The organism is Winogradskyella sp. SYSU M77433 (genome assembly GCF_029911945.1).
GTDB lineage: Bacteria > Bacteroidota > Bacteroidia > Flavobacteriales > Flavobacteriaceae > Winogradskyella.
Window position 1 is genome coordinate 127927 of record NZ_JARYTG010000001.1, and the last position, 24306, is coordinate 152232.

17 protein-coding genes are annotated in these 24306 nt (G+C 32.7%); 9 read left to right on the forward strand and 8 right to left on the reverse strand.

What is annotated here, in order from left to right; all coding sequences use genetic code 11:
- Positions 1 to 8: 8 nt before the first annotated feature.
- The 6 genes from QGM60_RS00595 to QGM60_RS00620 form a co-directional block, all read right to left on the reverse strand.
- Positions 9 to 2567 (reverse strand): adenosylcobalamin-dependent ribonucleoside-diphosphate reductase, encoded by a 2559-nt coding sequence (locus QGM60_RS00595; RefSeq protein ID WP_281138256.1) that lies wholly within the window; start codon positions 2565 to 2567, stop codon positions 9 to 11.
- Between the two features lie 301 nt (positions 2568 to 2868).
- Positions 2869 to 3867, reverse strand: coding sequence for a DUF3078 domain-containing protein (locus QGM60_RS00600; RefSeq protein ID WP_281138257.1), 999 nt, complete (start codon positions 3865 to 3867; stop codon positions 2869 to 2871).
- A gap of 4 nt (positions 3868 to 3871) precedes the next feature.
- Positions 3872 to 5050, reverse strand: coding sequence for an AIR synthase related protein (locus QGM60_RS00605; protein ID WP_281138258.1), 1179 nt, complete (start codon positions 5048 to 5050; stop codon positions 3872 to 3874).
- Between the two features lie 42 nt (positions 5051 to 5092).
- On the reverse strand, positions 5093 to 5767 hold the full coding sequence (locus tag QGM60_RS00610) for a Curli production assembly/transport component CsgG (RefSeq protein ID WP_281138259.1): 675 nt from the start codon (positions 5765 to 5767) through the stop codon (positions 5093 to 5095).
- A gap of 180 nt (positions 5768 to 5947) precedes the next feature.
- On the reverse strand, positions 5948 to 6085 hold the full coding sequence (locus tag QGM60_RS00615) for a hypothetical protein (protein ID WP_281138260.1): 138 nt from the start codon (positions 6083 to 6085) through the stop codon (positions 5948 to 5950).
- Positions 6086 to 6300: 215 nt separating this feature from the next.
- The gene (locus QGM60_RS00620; RefSeq protein WP_281138261.1) at positions 6301 to 8487 is read right to left on the reverse strand and encodes a glutamine synthetase III; all 2187 of its coding nucleotides are present in this window, start codon (positions 8485 to 8487) and stop codon (positions 6301 to 6303) included.
- 177 nt (positions 8488 to 8664) lie between these two features.
- Here QGM60_RS00620 and QGM60_RS00625 point away from each other — a divergent pair, with 177 nt between their 5' ends.
- Complete coding sequence (locus QGM60_RS00625) at positions 8665 to 9681, forward strand: glutamine synthetase beta-grasp domain-containing protein (protein ID WP_281138262.1); 1017 nt, start codon at positions 8665 to 8667, stop codon at positions 9679 to 9681.
- 62 nt (positions 9682 to 9743) lie between these two features.
- On the opposite strand, the gene QGM60_RS00630 is transcribed toward QGM60_RS00625, so the two are convergent.
- On the reverse strand, positions 9744 to 10694 hold the full coding sequence (locus tag QGM60_RS00630; RefSeq protein WP_281138263.1) for a calcium/sodium antiporter: 951 nt from the start codon (positions 10692 to 10694) through the stop codon (positions 9744 to 9746).
- Positions 10695 to 10859: 165 nt separating this feature from the next.
- Between QGM60_RS00630 and QGM60_RS00635 the strand changes: the two genes are divergently transcribed.
- Together QGM60_RS00635 and QGM60_RS00640 are read left to right on the forward strand one after the other, a co-directional pair.
- On the forward strand, positions 10860 to 11219 hold the full coding sequence (locus QGM60_RS00635) for a BlaI/MecI/CopY family transcriptional regulator (RefSeq protein WP_281138264.1): 360 nt from the start codon (positions 10860 to 10862) through the stop codon (positions 11217 to 11219).
- A gap of 2 nt (positions 11220 to 11221) precedes the next feature.
- A complete protein-coding gene (locus tag QGM60_RS00640) occupies positions 11222 to 13615 on the forward strand; it encodes a M56 family metallopeptidase (RefSeq protein ID WP_281138265.1) in 2394 nt (797 codons plus the stop codon).
- Between the two features lie 69 nt (positions 13616 to 13684).
- On the opposite strand, the gene QGM60_RS00645 is transcribed toward QGM60_RS00640, so the two are convergent.
- Positions 13685 to 15646 (reverse strand): endonuclease, encoded by a 1962-nt coding sequence (locus tag QGM60_RS00645; protein ID WP_281138266.1) that lies wholly within the window; start codon positions 15644 to 15646, stop codon positions 13685 to 13687.
- Between the two features lie 575 nt (positions 15647 to 16221).
- Here QGM60_RS00645 and QGM60_RS00650 point away from each other — a divergent pair.
- The 6 genes from QGM60_RS00650 to QGM60_RS00675 all read left to right on the forward strand — a co-directional run bounded on the left by QGM60_RS00650 (position 16222) and on the right by QGM60_RS00675 (position 24298).
- Positions 16222 to 16374, forward strand: coding sequence for an SsrA-binding protein (locus QGM60_RS00650; protein ID WP_281138267.1), 153 nt, complete (start codon positions 16222 to 16224; stop codon positions 16372 to 16374).
- 161 nt (positions 16375 to 16535) lie between these two features.
- Complete coding sequence (locus tag QGM60_RS00655) at positions 16536 to 18077, forward strand: trypsin-like peptidase domain-containing protein (RefSeq protein ID WP_281138268.1); 1542 nt, start codon at positions 16536 to 16538, stop codon at positions 18075 to 18077.
- 24 nt (positions 18078 to 18101) lie between these two features.
- Complete coding sequence (locus QGM60_RS00660; RefSeq protein ID WP_281138269.1) at positions 18102 to 19544, forward strand: alpha/beta hydrolase; 1443 nt, start codon at positions 18102 to 18104, stop codon at positions 19542 to 19544.
- 28 nt (positions 19545 to 19572) lie between these two features.
- Positions 19573 to 21009 (forward strand): hypothetical protein, encoded by a 1437-nt coding sequence (locus QGM60_RS00665; RefSeq protein ID WP_281138270.1) that lies wholly within the window; start codon positions 19573 to 19575, stop codon positions 21007 to 21009.
- 7 nt (positions 21010 to 21016) lie between these two features.
- Positions 21017 to 22993, forward strand: coding sequence for a caspase family protein (locus tag QGM60_RS00670; RefSeq protein WP_281138271.1), 1977 nt, complete (start codon positions 21017 to 21019; stop codon positions 22991 to 22993).
- Positions 22994 to 24298, forward strand: a complete 1305-nt coding sequence (locus QGM60_RS00675; protein ID WP_281138272.1) for a CHAT domain-containing protein — start codon at positions 22994 to 22996, stop codon at positions 24296 to 24298.
- Positions 24299 to 24306: the final 8 nt, after the last annotated feature.

Here is a 24306-nt window from a genome sequence, read left to right on the forward strand (position 1 = left end):
CTGTTTTCTTATCCGCATTTAGAAGAACCACAATCGTTACAGGTTAAACAGCCTTCTTGATAAATTAAGTTTTCCGAATTACAATTAGAACATTTTTGACCTTTGGCTTTTGTTCCATCAGCAACATAGCGTTTCAATGCTCTTACTACACCATTTTTCCAAGTATTAATATTCTCACCATCAAGTTGTAGACTATTTATTAAATCAACTATTTTATCAATAGACATACCGTGACGCAATGTACTAGAAATAAGCTTGGCATAGTTCCAATACTCCGGGTTGAATTTATAAGACAGACCTTCTATCGTTGTTTTGTAACCTCTTTTATTTTTATACTGAAAATCATAACGAGAGTTACCATCTTCGTCTCTATTTTTAATAATAAGACCTCCTTCTGCCCAACGTGGAATTAAAATACCATCTTCATCATCCGCCAGTCCTGTAAAAATCTCATAAGGTTTACCATCTATTAACCCAATAAAGGCAATCCATTTTTCTTTATTATTTTGAAAACGGACAACATCTGCCTCTAAAATTTGCGGACGTTTTACTGGAAAAGCTGAAGTAGATTCTTCATTTTCGTTATCTTTCTTTTCATCATTAGAAATTAAAACACCAGATCGTGATCCATCCCTGTAAACTGTTACACCTTTACAGCCAACTTCCCAAGCTTTTAGATATAAATCACCGACCAATTCTTCAGAAACATCATTAGGAAGGTTAATTGTTACACTAATTGAATGATCTACCCATTTTTGTACGGCACCTTGCATAGTCACTTTACTCAACCAATCTACATCATTTGAGGTAGCTTTATAATATGGTGATTTTTGTACGAGCTCATCGAGTTCTTCTTGCCCATAATTTTTAGTAGTATCTATACCATTGACTTCCATCCATTGTTTAAATCTATGATGAAACACTACATACTCTTCCCATGAATCTCCAACTTCATCTACAAAATCAACCCTAACGTCTTTATCATTTGGATTAACTTTTCGTCGTCTTTTATAAACTGGTAGAAATACAGGCTCAATTCCTGAAGAAGTTTGTGTCATCAAGCTTGTAGTACCTGTTGGTGCAATAGTTAATAAAGCTATATTTCTTCTACCATACTCTAGCATTTCATAATATAATTTCTCGTCTGCTTCCTTTATACGTTGAATAAAAGGATTATTTTCTTCTCTTTTTGCATCGAAAATTTCAAAAGCACCTCTGTCCTTTGCGGTATAAACAGATGCTCTGTAAGCTTCAATGCCTAAAGTTTTGTGAACTTCAACAGAAAAAGCATTACCCTCTTCACTTCCATATTGAATTCCTAAAGCCGCCAACATATCTCCTTCGGCAGTAATACCAATTCCTGTTCTACGTCCTTCTTTGGCTTTTGTTCTAATATTCATCCATAAATTTCGTTCCGTAGCTTTAACTTCGTCTAACTCTGGATCTGCATCGATTTTCTCTAAAATAGCATCAATCTTTTCAAGCTCTAAATCAATAATATCATCCATAATGCGTTGTGCCACATGCACATGCTTTTTAAACAGTGTAAAATTGAATGATGCTTTATCCGTAAAAGGATTCTCTACATAAGAAAATAAGTTGATAGCTAACAAACGACAAGAATCATAAGGACATAATGGTATCTCGCCACATGGATTTGTTGATACGGTTTTGTAACCTAAATCAGCATAACAATCTGGCACAGACTCATTAATTATTGTATCCCAAAATAAAATACCAGGTTCAGCCGATTTCCAGGCATTATGAACTATTTTTTTCCATAATCTGTCAGCTTCGATAGTTTTGGAAAATTTAGGATTTTCACTAAATATTGGATACTTCTGAGTATAGTCCGTATTAGACTTTACGGCTTTCATAAAAGTATCATCTATCCTAACAGAAACGTTAGCACCCGTAACTTTTCCTTGCTCTAATTTTGCATCAATAAAATCTTCAGAATCTGGATGATTTATTGAAACTGACAGCATAAGAGCACCTCTTCTTCCATCTTGAGCCACCTCTCTGGTTGAATTTGAATAACGCTCCATAAAGGGCACAATACCTGTTGATGTTAAAGCAGAATTTTTAACAGGTGAACCTTTTGGCCTAATATGAGATAAATCATGACCAACACCACCACGTCGTTTCATTAATTGCACCTGTTCTTGATCGATTTTCATAATTCCACCGTAAGAATCAGAATTTCCTTCATTTCCTATAACAAAACAATTAGACAATGAGGCTATTTGATATGGATTACCAATACCTGCCATTGGACTTCCTTGAGGTACGATATATTTAAAATCTTTTATATGATCAAAGATTTCATCTTCCGATAATGGATTTGGGTAACGCGCTTCAATTCTGGCAATTTCTTTAGCAATACGCCTATGCATATCGTTTGGAGTTAACTCATAAATATTGCCTTGAGAATCTTTTAATGCATACTTATTTACCCAAACTCTCGCAGCTAAATCGTCTTCATTAAAATATTGTAATGAAGCTTCAAAAGCTTCTTCTTGTGAGTAAGTTTTGGAATGTACTTTGGACTGGGTTTGTGTACTCATGGTTAGTTTGTGATTTAAGTCGTTAGATGAATTAATTGCAACAGCAAAGTAAACAAAAATCAAAAACTTACAACATGGCAAAAATCAGAAAGTTTTCAAAAAAAATTCATAAAATATTAAAAATCATACATTTAAAATTTTATCAACACAAAAAAGTTAACAAAAAAATATTTTATTTTAGCACCTTTAAAAAAATAAGACAGATAAAAATCGTTTAACTCAAAGAGGTTTGAATAAGAAAATTTTTAAGAATTTGGAAATTACAAGCCAGAAAAAAGAATTATTTTGAATCACCCTATTACTAACTCTTTCCAATACTATTTAAGTCCACAACAACACCTACTCCAAGTAGCTGTTTCCACTGTAATTTAGGACCAGAAATAACATATTCTTGGTTAGTCGTTTCATCAGTTTCTACTTCGGTTTTGACATCATTATCGTACCTTAGATGAGAGCCTAACATCGCTTTTACGTATTTGTTTACTTTCATATCAAAAGTAAGCTCCCATTCTAAATCTACATTACCAAAACTATTGATGTAGTCTGTATAAAGCCTTACAAGACTATTCACTTTTATATTCTCAAATAACTCTTCTTCGTATTGATTTGTTAAAAGAATACCTAATTCATTTCTTGTTTTTTTCCCTGGTTTTAGTAGATTCCCTTCATCATCATAAATTGCTGGATCTACACCAAAAGCTCCAATATTTGCTAAATAATCATCTAGCACAAATGTTGTTTTAACAGTGAGCGGTGAGGCATAAAAAGACAAACGATCTATGTGCCTACCATATTCCATACCAGCTCCAAAAAACATGTAGCCTGGTGCCATAAATTTGGAAATAGGTTGCGAAGTATCAGGATAATTATATCCGTATGAAAATTGAGAATTAAAGCTAAACTTTGCAGAATAAAACCAATTACTTGTGGAGTCTTTTTGAAATCCTAAATTAGAAATTAATTCAATAACATCTTCTGTTTTTTGCACACTTTGATCTTCTTGTTTATTTATACCATAACGCAATGACACAGAGGAATTCCAAAATAGATATTCGTCTTTATATTTAGCAGCTGCTTTTCCTGTTGCAATAGCAGAAATAGAGTTTGCACCACCAGCATTCCAGTTTGTAAAAGATACTTGGTTAAGATACAAACCTACTTCTTTTACCATTTTCCAACTTGGTGCAATAACTTTTTTAGCTTCCTTGGACTTGAAAAACAAAGAGTCTGGTTGAGCTGTTAGATTATTTATAAAAAATAAGGAAGCTACAACTAAGAAATACGAAAAATATTTTGTCATTTTATTAATAATTGAATGTACCATACTCACTTTGAATAGTCAACTTCTTTTCATCTGAAGATTCTACTCTACCTATAACTTGAGCATTTACATTAAACGATTTTGAAATAGCTATAATATCTTCAGCTACTTCTGGCTTTACGTACAATTCCATACGATGACCACAGTTAAAAACTTGATACATCTCTTTCCAATCGGTTTTAGACTGTTCTTGTATCAATTTAAATAACGGTGGTATTTTGAACATATTATCTTTGATAATATGAAGGCTTTCTACAAAGTGTAAAATTTTTGTCTGAGCACCACCACTACAGTGCACCATACCGTGTATAGAATCACTTTGATATTTATTTAGGATTGCTTTTATAATCGGAGCGTATGTTCTGGTTGGTGACAACACTAGTTTACCTGCATCTATTGGTGAATCTGCTACTTCATCTGTTAGCTTTATTGTACCTGAATATACCAGCTCATCTGGCACCGCAGCGTCAAAACTTTCTGGGTATTTTTCTGCTAGGTACTTTGCAAACACATCGTGTCTTGCTGATGTAAGTCCATTACTTCCCATTCCTCCGTTATATTGAGCTTCATAAGTCGCCTGACCAAAAGATTCAAGACCAACAATAACATCTCCTTCAGAAATATTTGCATTGTCTATAACATTAGAGCGTTTCATTCTAGCTGTAACTGTAGAATCTACTATGATTGTTCTTACCAGATCTCCAACATCTGCAGTTTCACCACCTGTTGAGTGAATAGTAACTCCAAACGAATTCAAATCTTCAATAAGCTCTTCTGTTCCATTTATAATGGCTGAAATCACCTCTCCTGGAATAAGATTTTTATTCCTTCCTATTGTAGAAGACAACATAATATTATCTGTAGCACCAACACACAGAAGGTCATCAATATTCATAATTAAAGCATCTTGAGCTATGCCTTTCCATACCGATATATCGCCTGTTTCCTTCCAATACATATAAGCTAAAGACGACTTTGTACCAGCACCATCTGCATGCATTATTAAGCAATAGTCATCATCATTGGTTAAATAATCTGGAACTATTTTACAAAATGCTTTTGGAAATAAACCTTTGTCTATATTTTTAATAGCGTTATGCACATCTTCCTTTGAGGCAGAAACACCACGTTGTGCATATCTTTTGCTAACCGAATTGCTCATTGAGGATTATTAAGATTGGTTATGCAAAAATAAGGATTGTGTTTAATTATTAGGAACTATTGGGTTAGAATTAATAACTGTCTTTATTTTTTTTCTAAGTTTTTCTCTTTTTTTCTGGCCACCAAAGTAGACGTTAAGCCCTAAACCTATTCTGTAAAACACATCATCTGTGTCTCCAGTAGTCATTTCATCAAGCTCATCTGTAAAAGCATGATTATATTCCCCAAAAATCTTTAATCCTAAATGTTCTAAAACAATAACTTCAACACCAAACCCACCCTGAACTTTATTCGAAGTTTCCTCAAAATAGTTACTAGCATTATACCCTCCTCCTGCATATAAATAAGGTGTAAATCGACCAAAAGGGTTTAATAAAAGTTCTAAGTTTAAATCAAAAGACATAAAGCCTTTATTATAAAACTCTTTATAAGCTAGATTATACTTATTGTAAGTTGCATTAAAATTAAGATGGCTTGTAATATGGTATTTAAAACCACCTCTAAAGTAAATTTCAAATTCAGGATCTTGATAATCCCCATTTATGATAGAGTTTCCTGCTGCCACATCTAATCCCCAGACCCCTCGGTAATCATAGAAGTCGAGCCTGTTTATTATTAACTTTTCCTTTCTACTATTTTGTTCTTGAGAAAATGAAAAATTAATGCACACCAGGCACATTAAAGTAAATAAAAAAACGACTCTATGTTTAGAAATCATAAACTACAATTTAATAGTACGTTTATTTCACATAGATATAGGAGCGCCGCAATATAGAAAAATATTTAGCAATACATTAATTATGAGGAAAATGTATAACACAAAAAAAGATAAAACTGTTTCCAATTTTATCTTTCTTCTTTATGACAATAATTAAATTGCCTATGTTAAAAATCTTTTTTAAGATTCTGCTTGTAGCTTTGACTGAATATCTACAATGTTTTCTTTAGTAACATCGTTCAAGTCTTCTGAATTGTCTTGTGAAAGAATTAAGGTTGCACCCACAAGTATAGCTACGCTTAATAGTAACTTTCTCATTTTTACAAATATTGATTAATAGCACTACAAAAATACTAAATAAACCCCTTGTAAAAATGGGAGATACAAGTTTTTTAACATGATTTAACCCCCTTTTCGATAATTCGTTAAATGTAATCGACAAACGACATAAATCACAATTTTTAATTTAACTTTTGTACGTATGATTACGTATGCTTTTCAACGAATTAACATTCAAATAACACTCAAAATTACTATTTAGTGAATAGTAACTCCCTGTATTTTGTCAATGGCCAAAGTTCATCATCTACCAAAAGTTCTAGCTTATCACAGTTGTATCTAATCTTATCAAACAAGGGCTTAACTTTATTACAATAGCCGTCTGCCTTTTTATCTATATCTATATAGGTATTACAAGTTTTTCGCTCTTCCGTCATTTGCGTTACCAAAGAATTTATAGCCTCTATATGTTTTGAAATCTGCTCTATAAGAGACAATTGTTCTTTCGCTACTTCTTTAAAATTATCTCCATAAATAGTTTTTAAACCCGTAACATTCTTTATCAATATATTTTGATATCTCACCGCTGTTGGTACAACATGATTTCTGGCAATATCACCTATTACACGACTCTCTATTTGAATTCGCATAACATAGTCTTCCATCTCAATTTCATAGCGTGCTTCAGATTCAACTTTGTTCATCACACCTAAATTTTCAAAAAGTTCTAAAGTTGATTCTGATATTTTAACCTTTAAGGCTTTAGGTGTTGTTTTGTTATTACTCAAACCACGTTTCTTTGCCTCTTTCTCCCAATCTTCACTATAACCATTACCTTCAAAAAGAATAGTTTTCGACGTCTTAATATACTCGCGCAACACATTGAAGATAGCATCATCTTTTTTCATGCCTTTTCCATCTATCAATTTATCAACTTCAACTTTAAAATCGATTAACTGCTTAGCTACAATTGTATTTAAAACCGTCATCGGGTTTGCACAGTTTGCAATTGATCCCACAGCTCTAAATTCAAATTTATTCCCTGTAAAAGCAAATGGCGAGGTTCTGTTTCTATCTGTGTTATCCAGAAGAATTTCAGGTATTTTCCCAACAACATTAAGCTTTAGATCTGTTTTTTCCTTTGGAGATAATTTACCTTTCGTTACCGTTTCAAGCTCTTCTAAAACCTTAGTTAATTGCTCTCCTATAAATATTGAGATAATTGCAGGAGGTGCCTCATTTGCTCCTAACCTATGATCATTACTAGCCGAAGCAATAGACGCTCGAAGGAGCTCTTCATATTTTAATACTGCTTTAATAGTATTAATGAAGAAGGTTAAAAATTGAAGGTTACTCATAGGTGTTTTTCCTGGAGACAGAAGATTAACACCTGTATCTGTACCTAAACTCCAATTATTATGTTTACCCGAACCGTTGACACCCGCAAAAGGTTTTTCATGAAGAAGTACAGAAAAATTATGACGTTCAGCAACCTTCTGCATCACATCCATTAATAAAGAGTTATGATCTACAGCTAAGTTAGCCTCCTCAAAAATTGGAGCTAGCTCAAATTGATTTGGTGCCACTTCATTATGTCTTGTTTTTACAGGAATCCCTAAAAGCATGCATTCATTTTCTAAATCCCTCATGTAAGCCATTGCTCGATTAGGAATAGTACCAAAATAATGATCATCTAACTGCTGTCCTTTTGCTGGCGAATGCCCCAAAAGTGTTCTTCCTGTTAAAGCAATATCTGGTCTAGATGCCACTAGCGTGCTATCGATTAAAAAGTATTCTTGCTCCCACCCCAATGATGCATTTACCTTTTTTACATTTTTATCAAAATACTTACATACAGCTACTGCAGCATTATCTACTATCTGAAGCGCTCTCAACAATGGTGTTTTATAATCTAAGGCTTCACCTGTATAAGCCACAAAAACTGTAGGAATACACAGTGTAGTTCCATAAACAAATGCTGGTGAAGAAGGATCCCAAGCCGTATAACCGCGTGCTTCAAAAGTGTTTCTTATTCCTCCATTTGGAAAACTTGAAGCATCAGGTTCTTGCTGAACTAACTGACTTCCTTCAAATTTTTCAATAGATAATCCATCGCCTATAGTTTCAAAAAAGGCATCATGTTTCTCTGCTGTGGAACCCGTTAAAGGCTGAAACCAATGTGTATAGTGTGTTGCACCTTTAGAAACAGCCCATTCTTTCATTCCTGTTGAAATATGATCAGCAGTAACTCTATCTATTTTAGTGCCTTTTTCTATAGCTTCCGTTATACTGTTTAACGCCGATTTTGTTAAGTACTGACGCATAGATGTTTGATTAAAAACATTAGCACCAAAAGCTTCGGAACGCCTTTTAAATTCTTTAATCTCTAATGGTTTTCTATTTAAAGATTCTTTTATAGCATGAAATCTCAATGTTGACATATTCTTAGTTTTTAGGGCGCAAAAATACGAATAAATGATTTTCCTAAAACACACCCCTTAAATATTAGGGCTGTTAATAATTAATTAATAACCTTTCATCTAATTACCCCTCTTTTTTTTGAGCAATAGAAAAAAATAACAATATTTGCACTTGAAAACCTATTAAATAACAACACAATGAGTAAATCTAAGTTAGAGTATATATGGCTTGACGGCTATAAGCCTACTCAAAATATGAGAAGTAAAACCAAAGTAGAAGAGGATTTCAGTGGAAAACTGGAAGATTGTCCTATTTGGTCTTTTGATGGTTCGTCTACAAGACAAGCTTCAGGAGGTGCTTCTGATTGTTTATTAAAACCTGTAGCAATCTATCCTGATCCTACAAGAAAAGATGGCTATTTAGTAATGACAGAGGTTTTAAATGCTGATGGCACTCCTCACGAATCTAATGGTAGAGCAACGATTGATGATGATGATAATGATTTTTGGTTTGGTTTTGAGCAAGAATATTTTATCATGGATAAGAAAACTCAATTACCTTTAGGTTTCCCTGTTGGTGGATATCCTGCGCCTCAAGGTCTTTACTACTGCTCTGTTGGTGGAAGAAATACTCACGGAAGAGCTTTTGTAGAAGAACATGCTGATTTATGTATTGCTGCTGGCTTAAATTTTGAAGGTATCAATCAAGAGGTTGCTTCTGGTCAGTGGGAGTTTCAATTGTTTGCTAAAGGTGCAAAAAAAGCAGGAGACGAAATCTGGGTAGCACGCTACTTATTAGATCGTTTAACTGAAAAATACGGTTACTATATAGATTATCATCCAAAGCCATTAGGTAAAGACATGGACTGGAATGGTTCTGGTATGCACGCTAACTTCTCTAATGAAGTATTAAGAACTTGTGGTGACAAAGCAACTTACGAAAAAATTTGTGAAGCATTTAGACCTGTTGTTCAAGAGCATATCGCTGTGTATGGAGAGTTTAACGATCAACGTTTAACTGGTGAGCACGAAACTCAATCTATAGATGAATTTAGCTATGGAGTTTCTGATAGAGGTGCTTCAATTCGTATCCCAATTATTACAGTTGAAAAAGGCTGGAAAGGTTGGTTAGAAGATAGACGTCCTGCTTCTAATGCTGATCCATACAAAGTAGCTGGTAGAATAGTGAAAACTGTAAAAAGTGCAGACGTTTAAGACAACGTAAATAAATATTAAGTTTAAAGAAGACTCATTTAAAATAAATGGGTCTTTTTTTTTTATTTAAGTGTTAAATAAATAAATACCATATATGCGCCAAACAATAGCATTCCTTTATAACGTCCTATTTCAAATCGTTTTGGAAGAATCATCAAAGGGATTAATACTGCTGCAAAAGCAATCATCCAGAATATATTAGTAGACAAGATTTCTGGTGTGTCAGGATTTACCGCAATAGGTTTTATGATAGCTGTTAACCCTAAAACAGATGCTATATTAAATATGTTAGAACCTATGAGATTCCCTAAAGATATAGCTTTTTCTTTCTTTAAAGCCGCAATTACCGAAGCCGCTAACTCAGGCACACTAGTACCAATAGCAATCACTGTAACCGAAATAGCATAATCACTTACACCTACTGCTTCCGCTAATTGTTTTGCCCCTTGTACTAACCATTCAGAACCAAAATACAAACCTGCCGCCCCAATTAGCAACCACATAACGATTTTGAAGTTAGAAACTTCAGCCAACGCATCGTTAACTTCATCCACATTTGCTGTTAAAGTTCTTCTTGAATTTCTTATTAAAATTATAAGAAAAATGACTAAAGCCACAAATAATATAACTCCTTCTAGAGCTGTTAAAACTTTATCATTATTTAAACAAAAATAAAGTGCAAATGATATTAGCATCATCATTGGCCAATTCAACTTATAAAATTCCCTATCAACAACTAATGGAGAAATCATAGCCGTAATCCCCAAAACAAGTCCAATATTAGCTATATTAGAACCTATAACATTACCAAGAGCTATATCAGAAACTCCATCTAATGCCGCCTGTAAACTCACTAAAAGTTCTGGTGCTGAAGTGGCGAAAGACACTACAGTCATACCAATGACAAGCTTTGAGATTTTTAATTTAAAAGACAATCCTACCGATGCTCTAACCAAAAAATCACCACCTACAACTAACAACGCTAAACCAGCAACAACAAGGAGTATACTCATATTCGTACTATAAAATTAAAGCTTTAATTATTTGAGTTGCGAAGATACTACTTCATTTTTACACAAACTAAAAACTAAATTTTTCGTTAAATAACTATTATTATAGTTTTATAACTACAAAAATAGTTATATTTGAAATATATCAATTAAAAAACAAATACAGTTATGCTAAAGCTCACAAATAAGGAAGAAGAAATAATGCATATTTTATGGCGGCTAGAAAAAGCCTTCGTAAAGGATGTACTTGCTGAGATAACTGATGATAAACCACATTACAATACACTTTCCACAATCATAAGAAACCTGGAAGAAAAAGGTTATGTTAGTTATAATGCCTATGGCAAAACCCATCAATACTACCCTATCATCTCTAAAGAAGATTACAAAACGAAATTTATGAATACCGCTATTGAAAATTATTTTAATAATTCATACAAAAACGTTGTGTCTTTCTTTGCCAAAGAAGAAAAAATAAGCGTAGATGAGCTTAAAGAAATTATTGCACTAATAGAAAAGAAAGATTGATTATGGAATATCTTTTAAAATCAAGTGCCGTAATTGCATTATTTTATCTTTGTTATAATTTCTTTTTAAAGAAAGAAACTTTTTTTGAGCACAACAGATGGTTTTTATTACTAGGAATATTAGCAGCTGCAATATTCCCTCTAATTATAATACCTATTGAAATCATCATTGAACCTGTAGCTATACCAGAAAATAATTTTATTGTCCCTGAAAATACTCCTATAAACTACCAAGAAATTAATACTGCCGAACCTTTCAACTGGATTAACTTATTTTCAACAATTTATATCTCTGGCGTGATACTATTTTTGATTCAATTTGTATTTCGTTTCGGATCATTAATTGTTCTGCTTTTAAGAAACCCGAAAAGAAAAGACAATCTATACACTTATGTATTTATCGACAAGAAAATATCACCATTCTCATTTTTTAAATGGATTGTTTACAACCCAAACAGTTTTAATGACGAACAATTAAAACTAATGCTGACACATGAAAAAATTCATGTCGACCAATTACATTCTATAGACCTTGTATTTACTGAATTGGCACGTGTTTTATTCTGGTTCAATCCTTTAATCTGGCTATATAAAAAAGATGTTCAACAAAACTTAGAGTACATAGCTGACAAATACACACAAAGTAAATCTAAAACACAAAAAGACTACCAACGCTTACTCTTAAAAACAAGCATTACAAAATATAATATTTCATTTTCAAATAATTTATACAATTCATCAATCAAAAAACGAATCGTTATGTTGAACAAATCAAAATCAAACAACAAAAGGCAGTGGAAATATTTATTAATACTTCCTCTCTTGGCAGGACTGCTTATAAGCATGAATACTAAAGAGGTTTATGTAGAATCTGGGGTTTCTAAAACATCTAGTGATAAAACCATAGAGCTGATAGTCACAGACAAAACTACTGACAAAGAGCTTGAGGCAATGTCTAAATTTGTTAAAAACCATGGAGGTTCTCTACTCTTTAGTAAAATCAAAAGAAATAAAAATAATGAATTGACCAATCTATTTGTTAAATTTTACGGACATAGCTATGGAGGTGGCAATTCAATAAATCCCATAAATTCTTTCTTAATCTACAAAGAGCTATATGGAGACAAAGGAGGTTTTGTGGGTAATCTAAATGGTTCAACCTTACATTTTGATGATCAAATAGATACTGAGACAATAAAACAAGAACGTATTAATACTTTAAAAGAAAGAGCACATCAATCTTTTTTAAAAAACACAAAGAATTCTATAAAAGTAATTTTCAATAAATCGATATCTGATGAAGAGTTAAAAAACATTTCAAAAGAGCTAAAATCTCAAGGAGTTGAAATGATTATCAATAAAATAAAAAGGAACAATAACGGAGAAATAACAACCATCAATATCACCTTTAAATCTAATGATAATAGTGCTAACTACGGAGTTTCTGGCAGCGTTGGTATAAAGCCATTTTATTTTGAAATGAATGAAGACAGGTTTGGTGTTGGAAATTTTGGCAATGATGAAATTATAATTATTGAAGAAATTGATACTACCAACAATAAAATACAGATATCAAAACCAAAAACATTTATTTACAACAAAAATGAAGACAAGCTGTATTCAGTAGACTCAACCCAAGCTAAAGAATATGATAATCAGAAAAACATAATGATTAAAAAAATTGAAGAAAAAATAAAAAATAACGACACTCAATATTATAACTCTTTAGATTCTGTGGAAATAAAGAAATTGACAAAACTAAAGTCTGATCTCTATTTTCAAAGTGATGAACCCGTACAAATTCACAGTGAACATATTAAAATATTAAAACCTAATGAAATAAAATTAAAATCTGCTTTCGATGAAACCCCAAGACCATTATATATAGTTAACGGTAAAACTTTTGAAAAACCTATTTCTACAATAAGTTCAAATACCGTCGAAAAGATGGAGATAATAAAAGGAGAAAAAGCTATAGAAGCTTATGGTAAAAAAGGCAAAAATGGTGTTGTAATAATTGATCTTAAAGACGAAAACATATGGACCACTAAGTCTAGTAATAAAGAAACTGATGCTAAATGGGAAATAGCCTACAGCGTACAATATTATGATGATGAAAACCCTACTCGAAATGGAACTTTAGTTTATATTGATAAAGATAGTAAAGATTATATTCTTGATCTTCAAAAAACAACACTCGAGAGAGAAGATATTTCTGTAAAATACTCAAAAATAGAAAGAAATAAAACTGGTGAACTAGTAAGCATAAAAATCACCCTGGAAAATAAAAATGGAAATAAAACAAGCGCCACCTACAAAGATAATAACGGAATTGCTAATATAGAATATGGGATTTCTGAAGGTAAGCTAGTAGTTAGAACCAGTAGCTTAAATTAAAAGTTACATATACAAAATCAAAAAAGCCAAACTTTATAAGTTTGGCTTTTTTGATATTTAATATATAAACTACCTCACAACAATCTTCTTCACGACAGAGCTATTTTCAGTTTTTAACTTTAACATGTATATACCAGAAACCAATTCTAAATCTATATAATCATTCACAGTGCTATAACTTTTAAGAAGTTTACCTTCAATAGAAAACACTTCTGCAGAAGCTTCGGAATGTAATCCTGAAATATAGATTCTATTATCTGTAGGGTTTGGGTATAAACTTACCTTTAGTTGCAATTCATCTTCAATGCTCAAAGATTGCGTCCATACATCACCTACATTATTTCCCCAAATGTATTCTATTAAATCTGGTTGATCTATAAATGGATTTCTATTGAACTGCCAATTATAAACCACATTGTTTCTATTCATTTCAAAATCATCTGGTGGATCATTTCTATGCCAATCTAACAAAGTTGCTAAATCACCAAAATCACCCACTGAGCTCTCCGGATAACCATTTACAATTTCTAAACCGTTATAACGGACTGCCATATAAAAAACACTCCTAGCCACATCTCCTCTAAACATTCCTAAAGTTCCAGAAGGTCCGGTGTATTGCCCATAAAACTGATTACCTCTACTACTATTTTCTTGTCCATCAACCGCTCTTAAAGCATGTGCATCAGAATTCCCATGCCTTAGAGAATCCGCTTCGGTTGTCCAATACACATCAACTCCATCCGCAACCTCATCTTCTTCAATACTGTAAAAACCACCTCTAGATCTTGGAAATGTATGTTCCCTATTCCATTTACCTACATTAGAAGAACCGGTTTGTAAATCTAACTTTGCTCGCCCTTCCTCTGAATAAACCAACCAAACCTGATTACTGTTTAAAGGGTTCTGATCCGCTTCTTTCAAAATATCTATAACATCTGCATAGGTTTGAGCCCTTACAGTTGTAGGGTCTGCAATAATATCTTGTAAAGCTTGTCTAAGTGCTGTATCTGCCAAACCATCCAAACTATCGTAATAACCATTAGGCTGTGTACTAGCCACAACTCCGTAGGTTGGATTAACAGGAGTTCCAAAAGGCGCTATAGTAAAGTCGTTATCCACTACTCTAACTTCTACATAATTATTAGAAGGCACTATTGGTTCTACCAAATCTAAAAAACGAATAAGCAATACTTCGTCTCCCTCATCTTCAGTATCATCAATCAAAGTTATACTTATGGTTGTTGTATTTTGCCCTGCAGGAATTGTTAGTGAAGTATTTCCTGTATAATCTGAAGTATCGAATCCTTCATTAGATAAACTGATATTAAAATTTAAATCTGAGGTTAAATTGGTCTCAGCCATAAATGTAATATCAAAAGTTTCACCTTCGCCATATTGAGTATCACTCACAATTATTGATACTGGATTAATTGGAATTCCTGAACCATCATTTTCTCTTCTTGGCGTTGGTGTTTCAGAAGAAAAAGTAATATTTCCCAAACCATCATCAAAACGTTGTATTGATCTTGGATTAGCATTGGTACCACTATCATTATACTGTGTAGTTTCTCCTAGCAAGGATAAAAGACCAGTATCCACTGCATCATTTGTACCGTAAACCATCGCATCAATTAAGTTAACCTGAGTTGCAACAGTTCCTTCTGGAAAATCAAATACTGATGCTTGATATATACCCACTGCATCTGCTCCATTTTGAATAACATTATCAGATATTACACCCTGAGGAAAAGGTCTTACTCCTACATTCCCAATAACCAAAAGCCCATTATTGTCTGTAGAGTATCCATTGAGGTCAATAACCATATAACTTGCATCTCCTCCACTAGTAGAACCATTAAAAAACACCAAAATATAACCATCAGTAGAAAAATTGGGAGTTTGAGATTTTAACTCAATAAACTCTTCGGTATCTGTACTTGGTGTATCTGCATCTAATTCATTTATAAGTAAAACCTGAGACCAATTAAGACTAGGTATTAAAAATAACATTAGAAGTAAAACTCTTTTCATATCAAATATTTTTTTTTGCAAAGATAGCCTAATATTAATCGGAAGTGTTAACTAAAAATTATTTAAGAAAACACAGGTTTTAAACACAGTGTTTTTTCATAATCTAAATTTTTGAAAAAGATGAAAAGCTAAAAAATGAGTGTTTTGGGAATAAAATTCCTCTACGTTTTAAAAAAAGGCCTCAAAAAACCCCTACAAATATTACAAATTATAACAATAAAACATATTTTATAAAACAATTTAAAACTTATATGAAGACATTATATAAAAATATATAATACTTTTCATTTTTAAAGTTACAAATGTAAATGCAATTTCGTCGATTTTTATAAAAACGCTTGGAGGAATATTTGTTCTCGATATATATTGAAAACTCAATCAAAAAAATAAAACAAATTATTAACCTCTAAACCAAAAAAATTATGATGACATTAGCTAAATTGATTATTGAAATAATATTTTCGATATTCTAAAAAATAACCAACCAATCAAAATACGTAAAACTTAGTTCTAGAATAAGTTTTACTATTTTTGTTTCTAAGGGAATAACACAAAAGTTATTTTACTAGAAAAAAATGAAAAAGGCTTTCTTTAAAATCTTAGCAAAACTTAATAAAGCTATTCTTCCCTCTTACAGTAAAAAACAACTAGACCTTAGCAGAGCATCTAAGCTACAGCTTGCTATTATAGGTTGGCGTGTTTTTGTGACAAAAAATGCCTTAGACTAAAATTTATCTTGCCTCTTATCAAGTTTATTTTCTCAATCAATTTAATTACAATTATCTCACTGATATTATTAAAGTACTATCAATAGCTTATCATTTTGGCATATTACTTGTTTAAATCATAAAAAGCAATAACTTTAAAGCGCTATTAATTAATAATTATCATGAAGAATATTAATCTAATCCTATGGGTTTTATTAGTAAACCTATGTGTATTACCAGTTAATTCTCAAAATCAAACATTAGAATATCCATTTGCAGAACCAGGAACAGATGTTTCCAGAGGTGTATTTGGTGATGATGACCGTAAAGAAGTTAAGGATGCAGAAGGTTTTAAAGATTTTGTAAGAGCCACTGCTGTTATGATTCCTAAAACAGCCATTTACAACAATGAATTCTACGCATGGTCTTTAAGAGATCTTTTAAAAAGACAATTTGGAACAGATAAATTTGATGACAACGTTAAATTTTTGGACCAGCCGACTGTAGGATCTTGCACAGGCTTTTTGATTGCTCCAGATGTATTAGTCACAGCTGGTCATTGCATAAATTCTATGGAAGATGCTAATAAATATGTATGGGTTTTTGATTACACAAGCGACTCTGATTTTGTAGATGGCAAAAAATTAAAATTTAAACCCGAAAACATTTTTGAGGTAGAAAGTATAATTGCTTCAGATCTTACAGAAGACAATAAAAATGACTATGCCGTTCTTAAGCTAAAGAAAAAATCTAATAGAGCTCCATACCGTTTTAGAACAAGTGGTGAAGTATTGCTAGATGGACCTATAAACACTATTGGTTGTCCAACGGGATTACCTCTAAAATTTACTACCAACGCTACTGTAGTAGATACCAGCCAAGAAACTTGGTTTAAAAGTGATATAGATGCCTTTCCAGGAAATTCTGGAGGACCAGTTTTCGACAAAAACGGCTTTATTGAAGGTATATTAGTAAGAACTACTGCTGAGTATAGTTTTTTTGCAGGAAAATACACAGGCGACTATAAGTATGACTATTGGTGCGACTGTGTAAAGACTGTAAGTTTTCAAGATGTTGAAGACAATCCTGGATGTGCATCGCACAGAATTACAAAAATACCAGTCAATATTCTTATAAGTTCCGTTTATGAAAATTTAGAATATGCCTTAAAGAACAAATTAGATGATCGTTTCAAATCTTGGTCAACTTACAAGTGGATTTTCAACCATAATTACTCTGACACCAATGGCAGGTTTGAAAAAATGGCTCTTAATTATAGCAATGATTATGCATTGGGAATAGTATTAGAGTACACTGCAGAAAAACTATCTGATGACTCAGCTCGAGAACTTATAGATTTTTCAATTAATAAAAATGATATTGAAACGTTAAAGGTCATCCTAGACAAAGGAATTTTTGCAGATGCCGGCATGTCTTCTACACATACAGCTTTACAAAACGCCGTAATAAACAATAATAGTAAACTTGCCGAAACTCTTATTTATTATGGAGCTGATGTAAATATCAAGACAAAGACTAATGATAATTTATTGCATATAGCAGCTAAAAATGGCAACAAGAGTTTAGTTGAAGTTTTAGTAAAAAAAGGAGTCGATGCTGGTGCAAAAAACAAAGACAATAAACGTCCTGAAAAGATAGCAAAAGCAAATGTCTACAAGGATTTAGCTAAACACTTAAAAAAAGCTAGAAAGGGAAAGCTATAACAATCACGTTAAATCACAATCAAGATGTTACGAGTCTTAACACAACTGTTTCACAAACCTCTGTCAATCATTTATTTGTTTGTAGCTCTGATGTTTTCCTCATCATTATTGGCACAAAACAATGATTATATCAAGCTACAAGATTCAACTCTAGTTAAGTTAGATTCTTGTCTTAACAACCGAAGTGATTACAGTAATTTCAAGCTGATAAAAGTACAACCAAGTACTTCATTAGACAGCTTAAAAATTCAAGTTGCTGCTAATTACAAAACTGAAGAGTTTCAAACTATTGAAAGGTTCAATGCCTTTGATTTCAAATTTTGGCTACTTTCTAACGATAGTTTTAAAAAAGGTAATGATTTTGAAATCAGAATTACTTACTTGATTGACAACTCACCTATTGAACAAACTTTCAAGATTTGTTTAACCTACATTGATAATAATAAAATTGGTCGTGGTCTTACAACTACAGAAGGTCCTGATTTTGTAAAACTGCCTATATATTTTGGAACTGACAGAAATTACACTTCATCAGAAGATCTTAATAAAGCCTTTGGTGTAGAACGGTCTAAACTAAAATATGGTGTAGTAGATGTAAGTATTCCTCACGATCATCGCGTTGGGGAAGTTGAAACCCCATCCATCTGGAAATTCGAATTTTCAGAAGATCCTTCCAAACACGTTATGCTACATGAAATAACATTATTGGAAAAGCAAAAATTCTTCAAGAAACTAGCTGATGATATTCAGAAGTCCGAAAAGAAAAGTACCTTCTTGTTTGTTCACGGTTACAATACTTCTTTTAGTGAAGCAGCAAAACGAACAGCTCAAATTTCTTACGATTTAAAGTTTGATGGCAAAGCTGTCTTTTACAGTTGGCCTTCGCAAGCATCTACATTTAGATACGGAAAAGATGAAGAAAACATAGAATGGTCTCGAAAAAACATAAAACGCTTTTTAGAAGACTATTTATCCAAATCTGGCGCTAAAGAAATTTACCTTGTGGCCCATAGTATGGGAAACAGAGGCTTAACAAGAGCTATTGTTGAAGTCATGGAGAGCAAACCTGAGTTGCGTTCAAAGATTAAGGAAATTATTCTAGCAGCTCCAGATATTGATGCTGATGTTTTCAAAAATGAAATTGCTCCTCAAATGGTTTCAAAAACCAAAAAGCCAATTACGCTTTATGTTTCTGCAGATGATTTGGCATTAAAAGCTTCAAAATTATTACATGGAAATCCAAGAGCTGGCGATGCTGGTGAAAAAATGGTAATTCTAAATGGCATTGAAACTATTGACGCTACAGGAATTGACACTAGTTTCTTAAGTCATTCGTATTTTGCAGATACCAACTCAATCATATCCGATATTTTTGATATAATTCAGTCTGGACAACGTGCTCTAAAACGAAAAAGCCTTTACTTAGCTAAATTAAAAAACGAAATATACTGGAAGGTGAAACAATAGATTTTTACCCTCTCTAATTTCCCCTATTATGAAAACAAAACAACAACATTTTCAACTGCTCGCATTCTTATTTGTGCTTTTCTCAACTAGCACATTAATCGCTCAAGAACGTTATAGAATAACTTATGATTATCAGACTGAAAAGATTAACTACTTAAAATTAGACAAAAACAGTCAGGTTGTAGATACTTTAGATAAACCAAAACTGAAACGAAACAGTATTGTAGAAATAAAACTAAAAAACGTCAACCCATTTGCAGTAAAAGTTGCGACTGACGTTAAAGAAGAACAGCTCATTAAACCTGGACAAGGATTTAATTTCACTTCGCTTTTAGGTGGTATTAATTCGTTTTCTGGGAATAGTATAGACTTAAACACTTCTAGTCTTCCCGACTCTAACATGTTTAGATCCGAACCTGGTTCTAGAGGAAGTGCAGAAGCCAAAAGTAGTTTTGAAGATTTGAATAATACTATAACTAATGTTTCGGCTCTAAAAACCACATTGATTTCCAACCTTCTAAATCCTAATTTAGATAAGGAAACCATCCTTAATAATTTAATTAAAACTGCTGATGCCGAACCAGATATACGCTTACCAAGTGCAAAAGATAATTTTTACATGTACTTAGCTAAAGTTGAAAAATCTATAAAGGATAGTAAATCTAGCCTTGAAAGTAGCATTAACCTTATGAGTAGCGAGATTGAAAAATCTAGTACTAGCACAGACCAAGAACTTTCTCGTGGTGAACTTGTTTCTAAAAATATTGCTTTAGCAGATTTACAACAACTCATGAACAACCTAAGCAAATCTACTTCTCAAAGTGTTCAAACTTTAGAAGAATTACGGTCTTTATATACCGTTTTAGAGGCTTCAAATTTTGAGCAAACTTATGACTATGAACTTTCGGCTGATAAGGTAAATATTGAATTAAAATTCGTTCAAAGTGATTTTTCAAATAGCTTAGATAATGAGGGAGAAGAAACAACTTTAAAAACTAGAAACATACAATTATCTTCTAAAGGCGGATTCAAAATTAATACTAGTGTAGCATTAACCTTAAATAATTTTGGCTCAAAATCTAAAGATTATTTCATTGATGACGATGGCTTTGTTGGTGCCGACGATAATGATCATTTTGTACCAAACCTTAGTACTATGGTAAATTTCTATCCATTTCTTGGTGAAACATTTAATGTCGGTGGAAGTTTTGGACTTTCCATTCCGATCTCTGGAAATGAAAATATAAACGGTATTAATTTTCTCTTTGGGCCTTCCCTGTTTTTTGGCAGCGAGAGCCGCTTATCACTTTCAGGAGGTGTTGCCTATGGCCCTGTAAAAAAACTAACAAACGGCATTGAAGTTGGTGACGAAACAACCTTCGGAAGCATAGACAACTACACCAAAAACGTCTATGATTTTGGCTACTACTTCGGTATATCCTTTAGTCTTTTCGATTTAAACTAAACCTATTATGAAACAAAAAATATTTATCCTGGCAGCCTTAATGTTTAGCCTAAATGTTATGGCCGAAAAATATGCTTTAATCATTGCTGTTGGCAACTATCCTGCTAAAACAGGTTGGTCTTCTATCAGCTCAGTAAATGATGTGCCATTAATCAACAATGCTTTATTAAATCAAAATTTTAAAGCAGAAAACATCACTATTCTTAAGGATGAAGCTGCCACTAGAGCTGGTATTTTAAAAGCTATTGAAGCACTGCAAGCTAAAATACAACCTGGTGACATTGTCGTGATCCATTACTCTGGTCATGGACAGCAGATTTTTGATAATAATGGAGATGAAATCGATGATAAAGATGAAGCCATTGTACCTTATGATGCTTTGGTAAAATATACTTCAAACTATAAAGGCGAAAATCACATAAGAGATGATGAATTAGGAAATATCATTACAAACTTTAGAAATAAACTTGGTAAAAATGGTCAGCTATTAATGTTGTTAGACAGTTGCCATTCGGGCTCTTCTACACGTGGTGGTGTTGCTCGTGGTGGAGAAGGCACTTTTGCTCCACCAAACTGGACACCTAGTTCCGACAGAAATACCAAAGGAAGCGATATGGTAGAAAAAACCATAGTTAGTGCTGATGCAGCTCCTTTTGTAATGCTTTCTGGAGCTTCCGCCAACGAATTAAACTATGAATATGAAGGTTACGGTTCTTTAAGTTTTGCTTTCTCAAAAGCTATGAATGAATTAGGAAGTGATTTCACATACAGAAAACTCTTTTCAGCCATTGCTGCAAATATGAATGTTATCTCACCAAAACAGACACCAACTATTGAAGGTGATGCCGATTACAAATTATTTAAAGGTGAATATGTAAAACAGCAACCTTATTTTGAAGTTACAAAAGTTCCGCGAGCAGATGTTATAAAAATTGGCGCAGGAAAATTGCAACGTCTTTTTGAAGGTACAACCGTAAATATTCTTCCATCAGGAACCAATAAAGTTGAAGACGACGCAATCATCACTAAAGGAAAAATTACAAGAGCAACATTTAACGAATCTATTATCAAGCTAGATACTCCATTAAACTCTACAAATGAAAAAAAATATTGGGTGTTTATTGATAAACAATCTTATGGTGATATTGCTCTTAAAGTGTATTTTGATAAGTCCTTAAAATCTAAAGGTGTCGAAAAAAGCGTTACCGATTTTCTCACTGAAAATAAACTTGGTGAAGTTGTAAAAGATTCCACCCAAGCCGATCTGATTATTGAAGAATTAAAAAAGAATACCGAGCTATCCATTATAACGACTAATGGAGGAAATGATGTCTATAAACAAACTCGAATTGATGGCGATTACAATAGTAAATTAGTAACAAAAACGCTTTTCAATTACGCACAAGGCAGCTATCTCAAAAATTTAAAATTAGACAATCTTGATTATGAATTTGAATTCAAATTATTGCCTGCAAAAAAAGATGATTTAACAGGTGAAATTATAGATTTAGAAGAAACTGCATTCACAAATGAGGCTGGGAAATTTCAAGTTAACACTGAATACGACAGAGTGTATCTACAAGTCACCAACAAAAGTGACCGTCCATTATATTTCAGCATTATAGAAATAAACTCCAAAGGTGAAATTGTACCTTTCATGCCAAACAATGATTGTACCCTAAACGATAATGAACGTTTAATTGCGCCTGGTAAAACCATGACCTTTAAAAACTGCGTTTACAGTTTCGGAGATCCTTATGAAACCTTAATATTAAAAGGTTTTGCTACAACTTCACCAATCAATTTCAAACCAACTGTAGAATCAAATGGTGAAAGTGCTGGCACAAGAGGTGTTACTGACCCACTAGAGAGTTTTGTGGGACAAACCTATTCGCAATCTCGCGGAAGCAGTGGTTCTTCTGTTAGCGGACCAATTGATGGTTATAGTACAGAGTTTGTTTACGAAATTGTAAGAAAAAAATAAATGATTACCAGAAAAACATCTTGTGCTATTTTGTGTTATGCTTGCTTTATTTCAAGTTTATCACTTTTTAGTCAAGATGTTTCAGAACTCATACAATTACATAGGCAAAACCTTAAAGAACTTTACCAAACTAGAGGTGCTCCACCAGACTGGTTAGAAACAGGCCATGTAGATGACCATTATTTGGAATGGTGCTTAGAGCATTATTCTAAACCCACTGCAATACTTCTCTATACGCATCAAGAAGATACACTCACTATAAACCTTTTTGATAAGGATAGAAAAAAATTACAGTCCAAAAAACCTATAAAGGCTGAAGAATTGGTCGATCATATCAACAATGTTAGTCTTTATTATTCTAAAGGTCGGAAAAATAAATCTCCGAAACTGAGAGGTTCAAAATCTGTTTCTAAGAAAAGTAGTCAACTAAAAACTAGCTTAAAAACCGTAAATAAGCTGTTATTACCCGATGCCTTTGGTCTAGAAAACTATGAGCATATTATTATTGTTCCTGTTTTCAACATCTCTACACTACCCTTTTCTGCGTTTAGAATTGGTGATAAAGAACTCATAAATATCATGAGTTATTCTATAGCTCCTAGCCTGTTTGAATTAATGGTTTCGAAGAAGCTCAATAATGATGACTACTACTATAAAAAACGACAATACAATTGGGAAAACGCCTTATTTGTAGCTAATCCAGAATATCCTAGCGATTCTATCTGGAATTTCCCTGACCTTCCAGGAACTCTTAGGGAAGTCAATACGATCACCAAAGATTTCTCTGAAGACTCTTATACAAAACTCACAGGAAAAGAAGCTACTAAAAATAATGTGCTGGATTCTATCTGTAATTATGACTTAATCTATTTTGCTACTCACGGCATATCAAATTCTGAAAATCCTTTAGAAAACAGCTTTTTGGTGTTATCAGAATCTGAAGATTCTTCTGCATATTTTAGTTTAAGTGAAATAATGAACATTAGAAAAGAATGTTCTTTACATGCAGATCTTGTAGTATTAAGTGCTTGCCAAACAGGCTTAGGAAAATCTCATGAAGGTGGAATTATAGGTTTAGCGCGCTCTTTTCAAATTGCAGGAGCTAATCATGTAGTGATGAGTTTATGGAATATTGATGATGAAAAGACTGCAATCTTTATGTCGTTTTTCTTTGAAGAATTAAGAAAAAGTAATGACTTAATGCCCCATGAAGCTTTAAGACAAGCCACTTTAAGATTTAAATCAGAAATAGATAATGATCCTAAATATTGGGCAGCGTTTTCTATTTTCGGTGTACCATACTAAACAACACT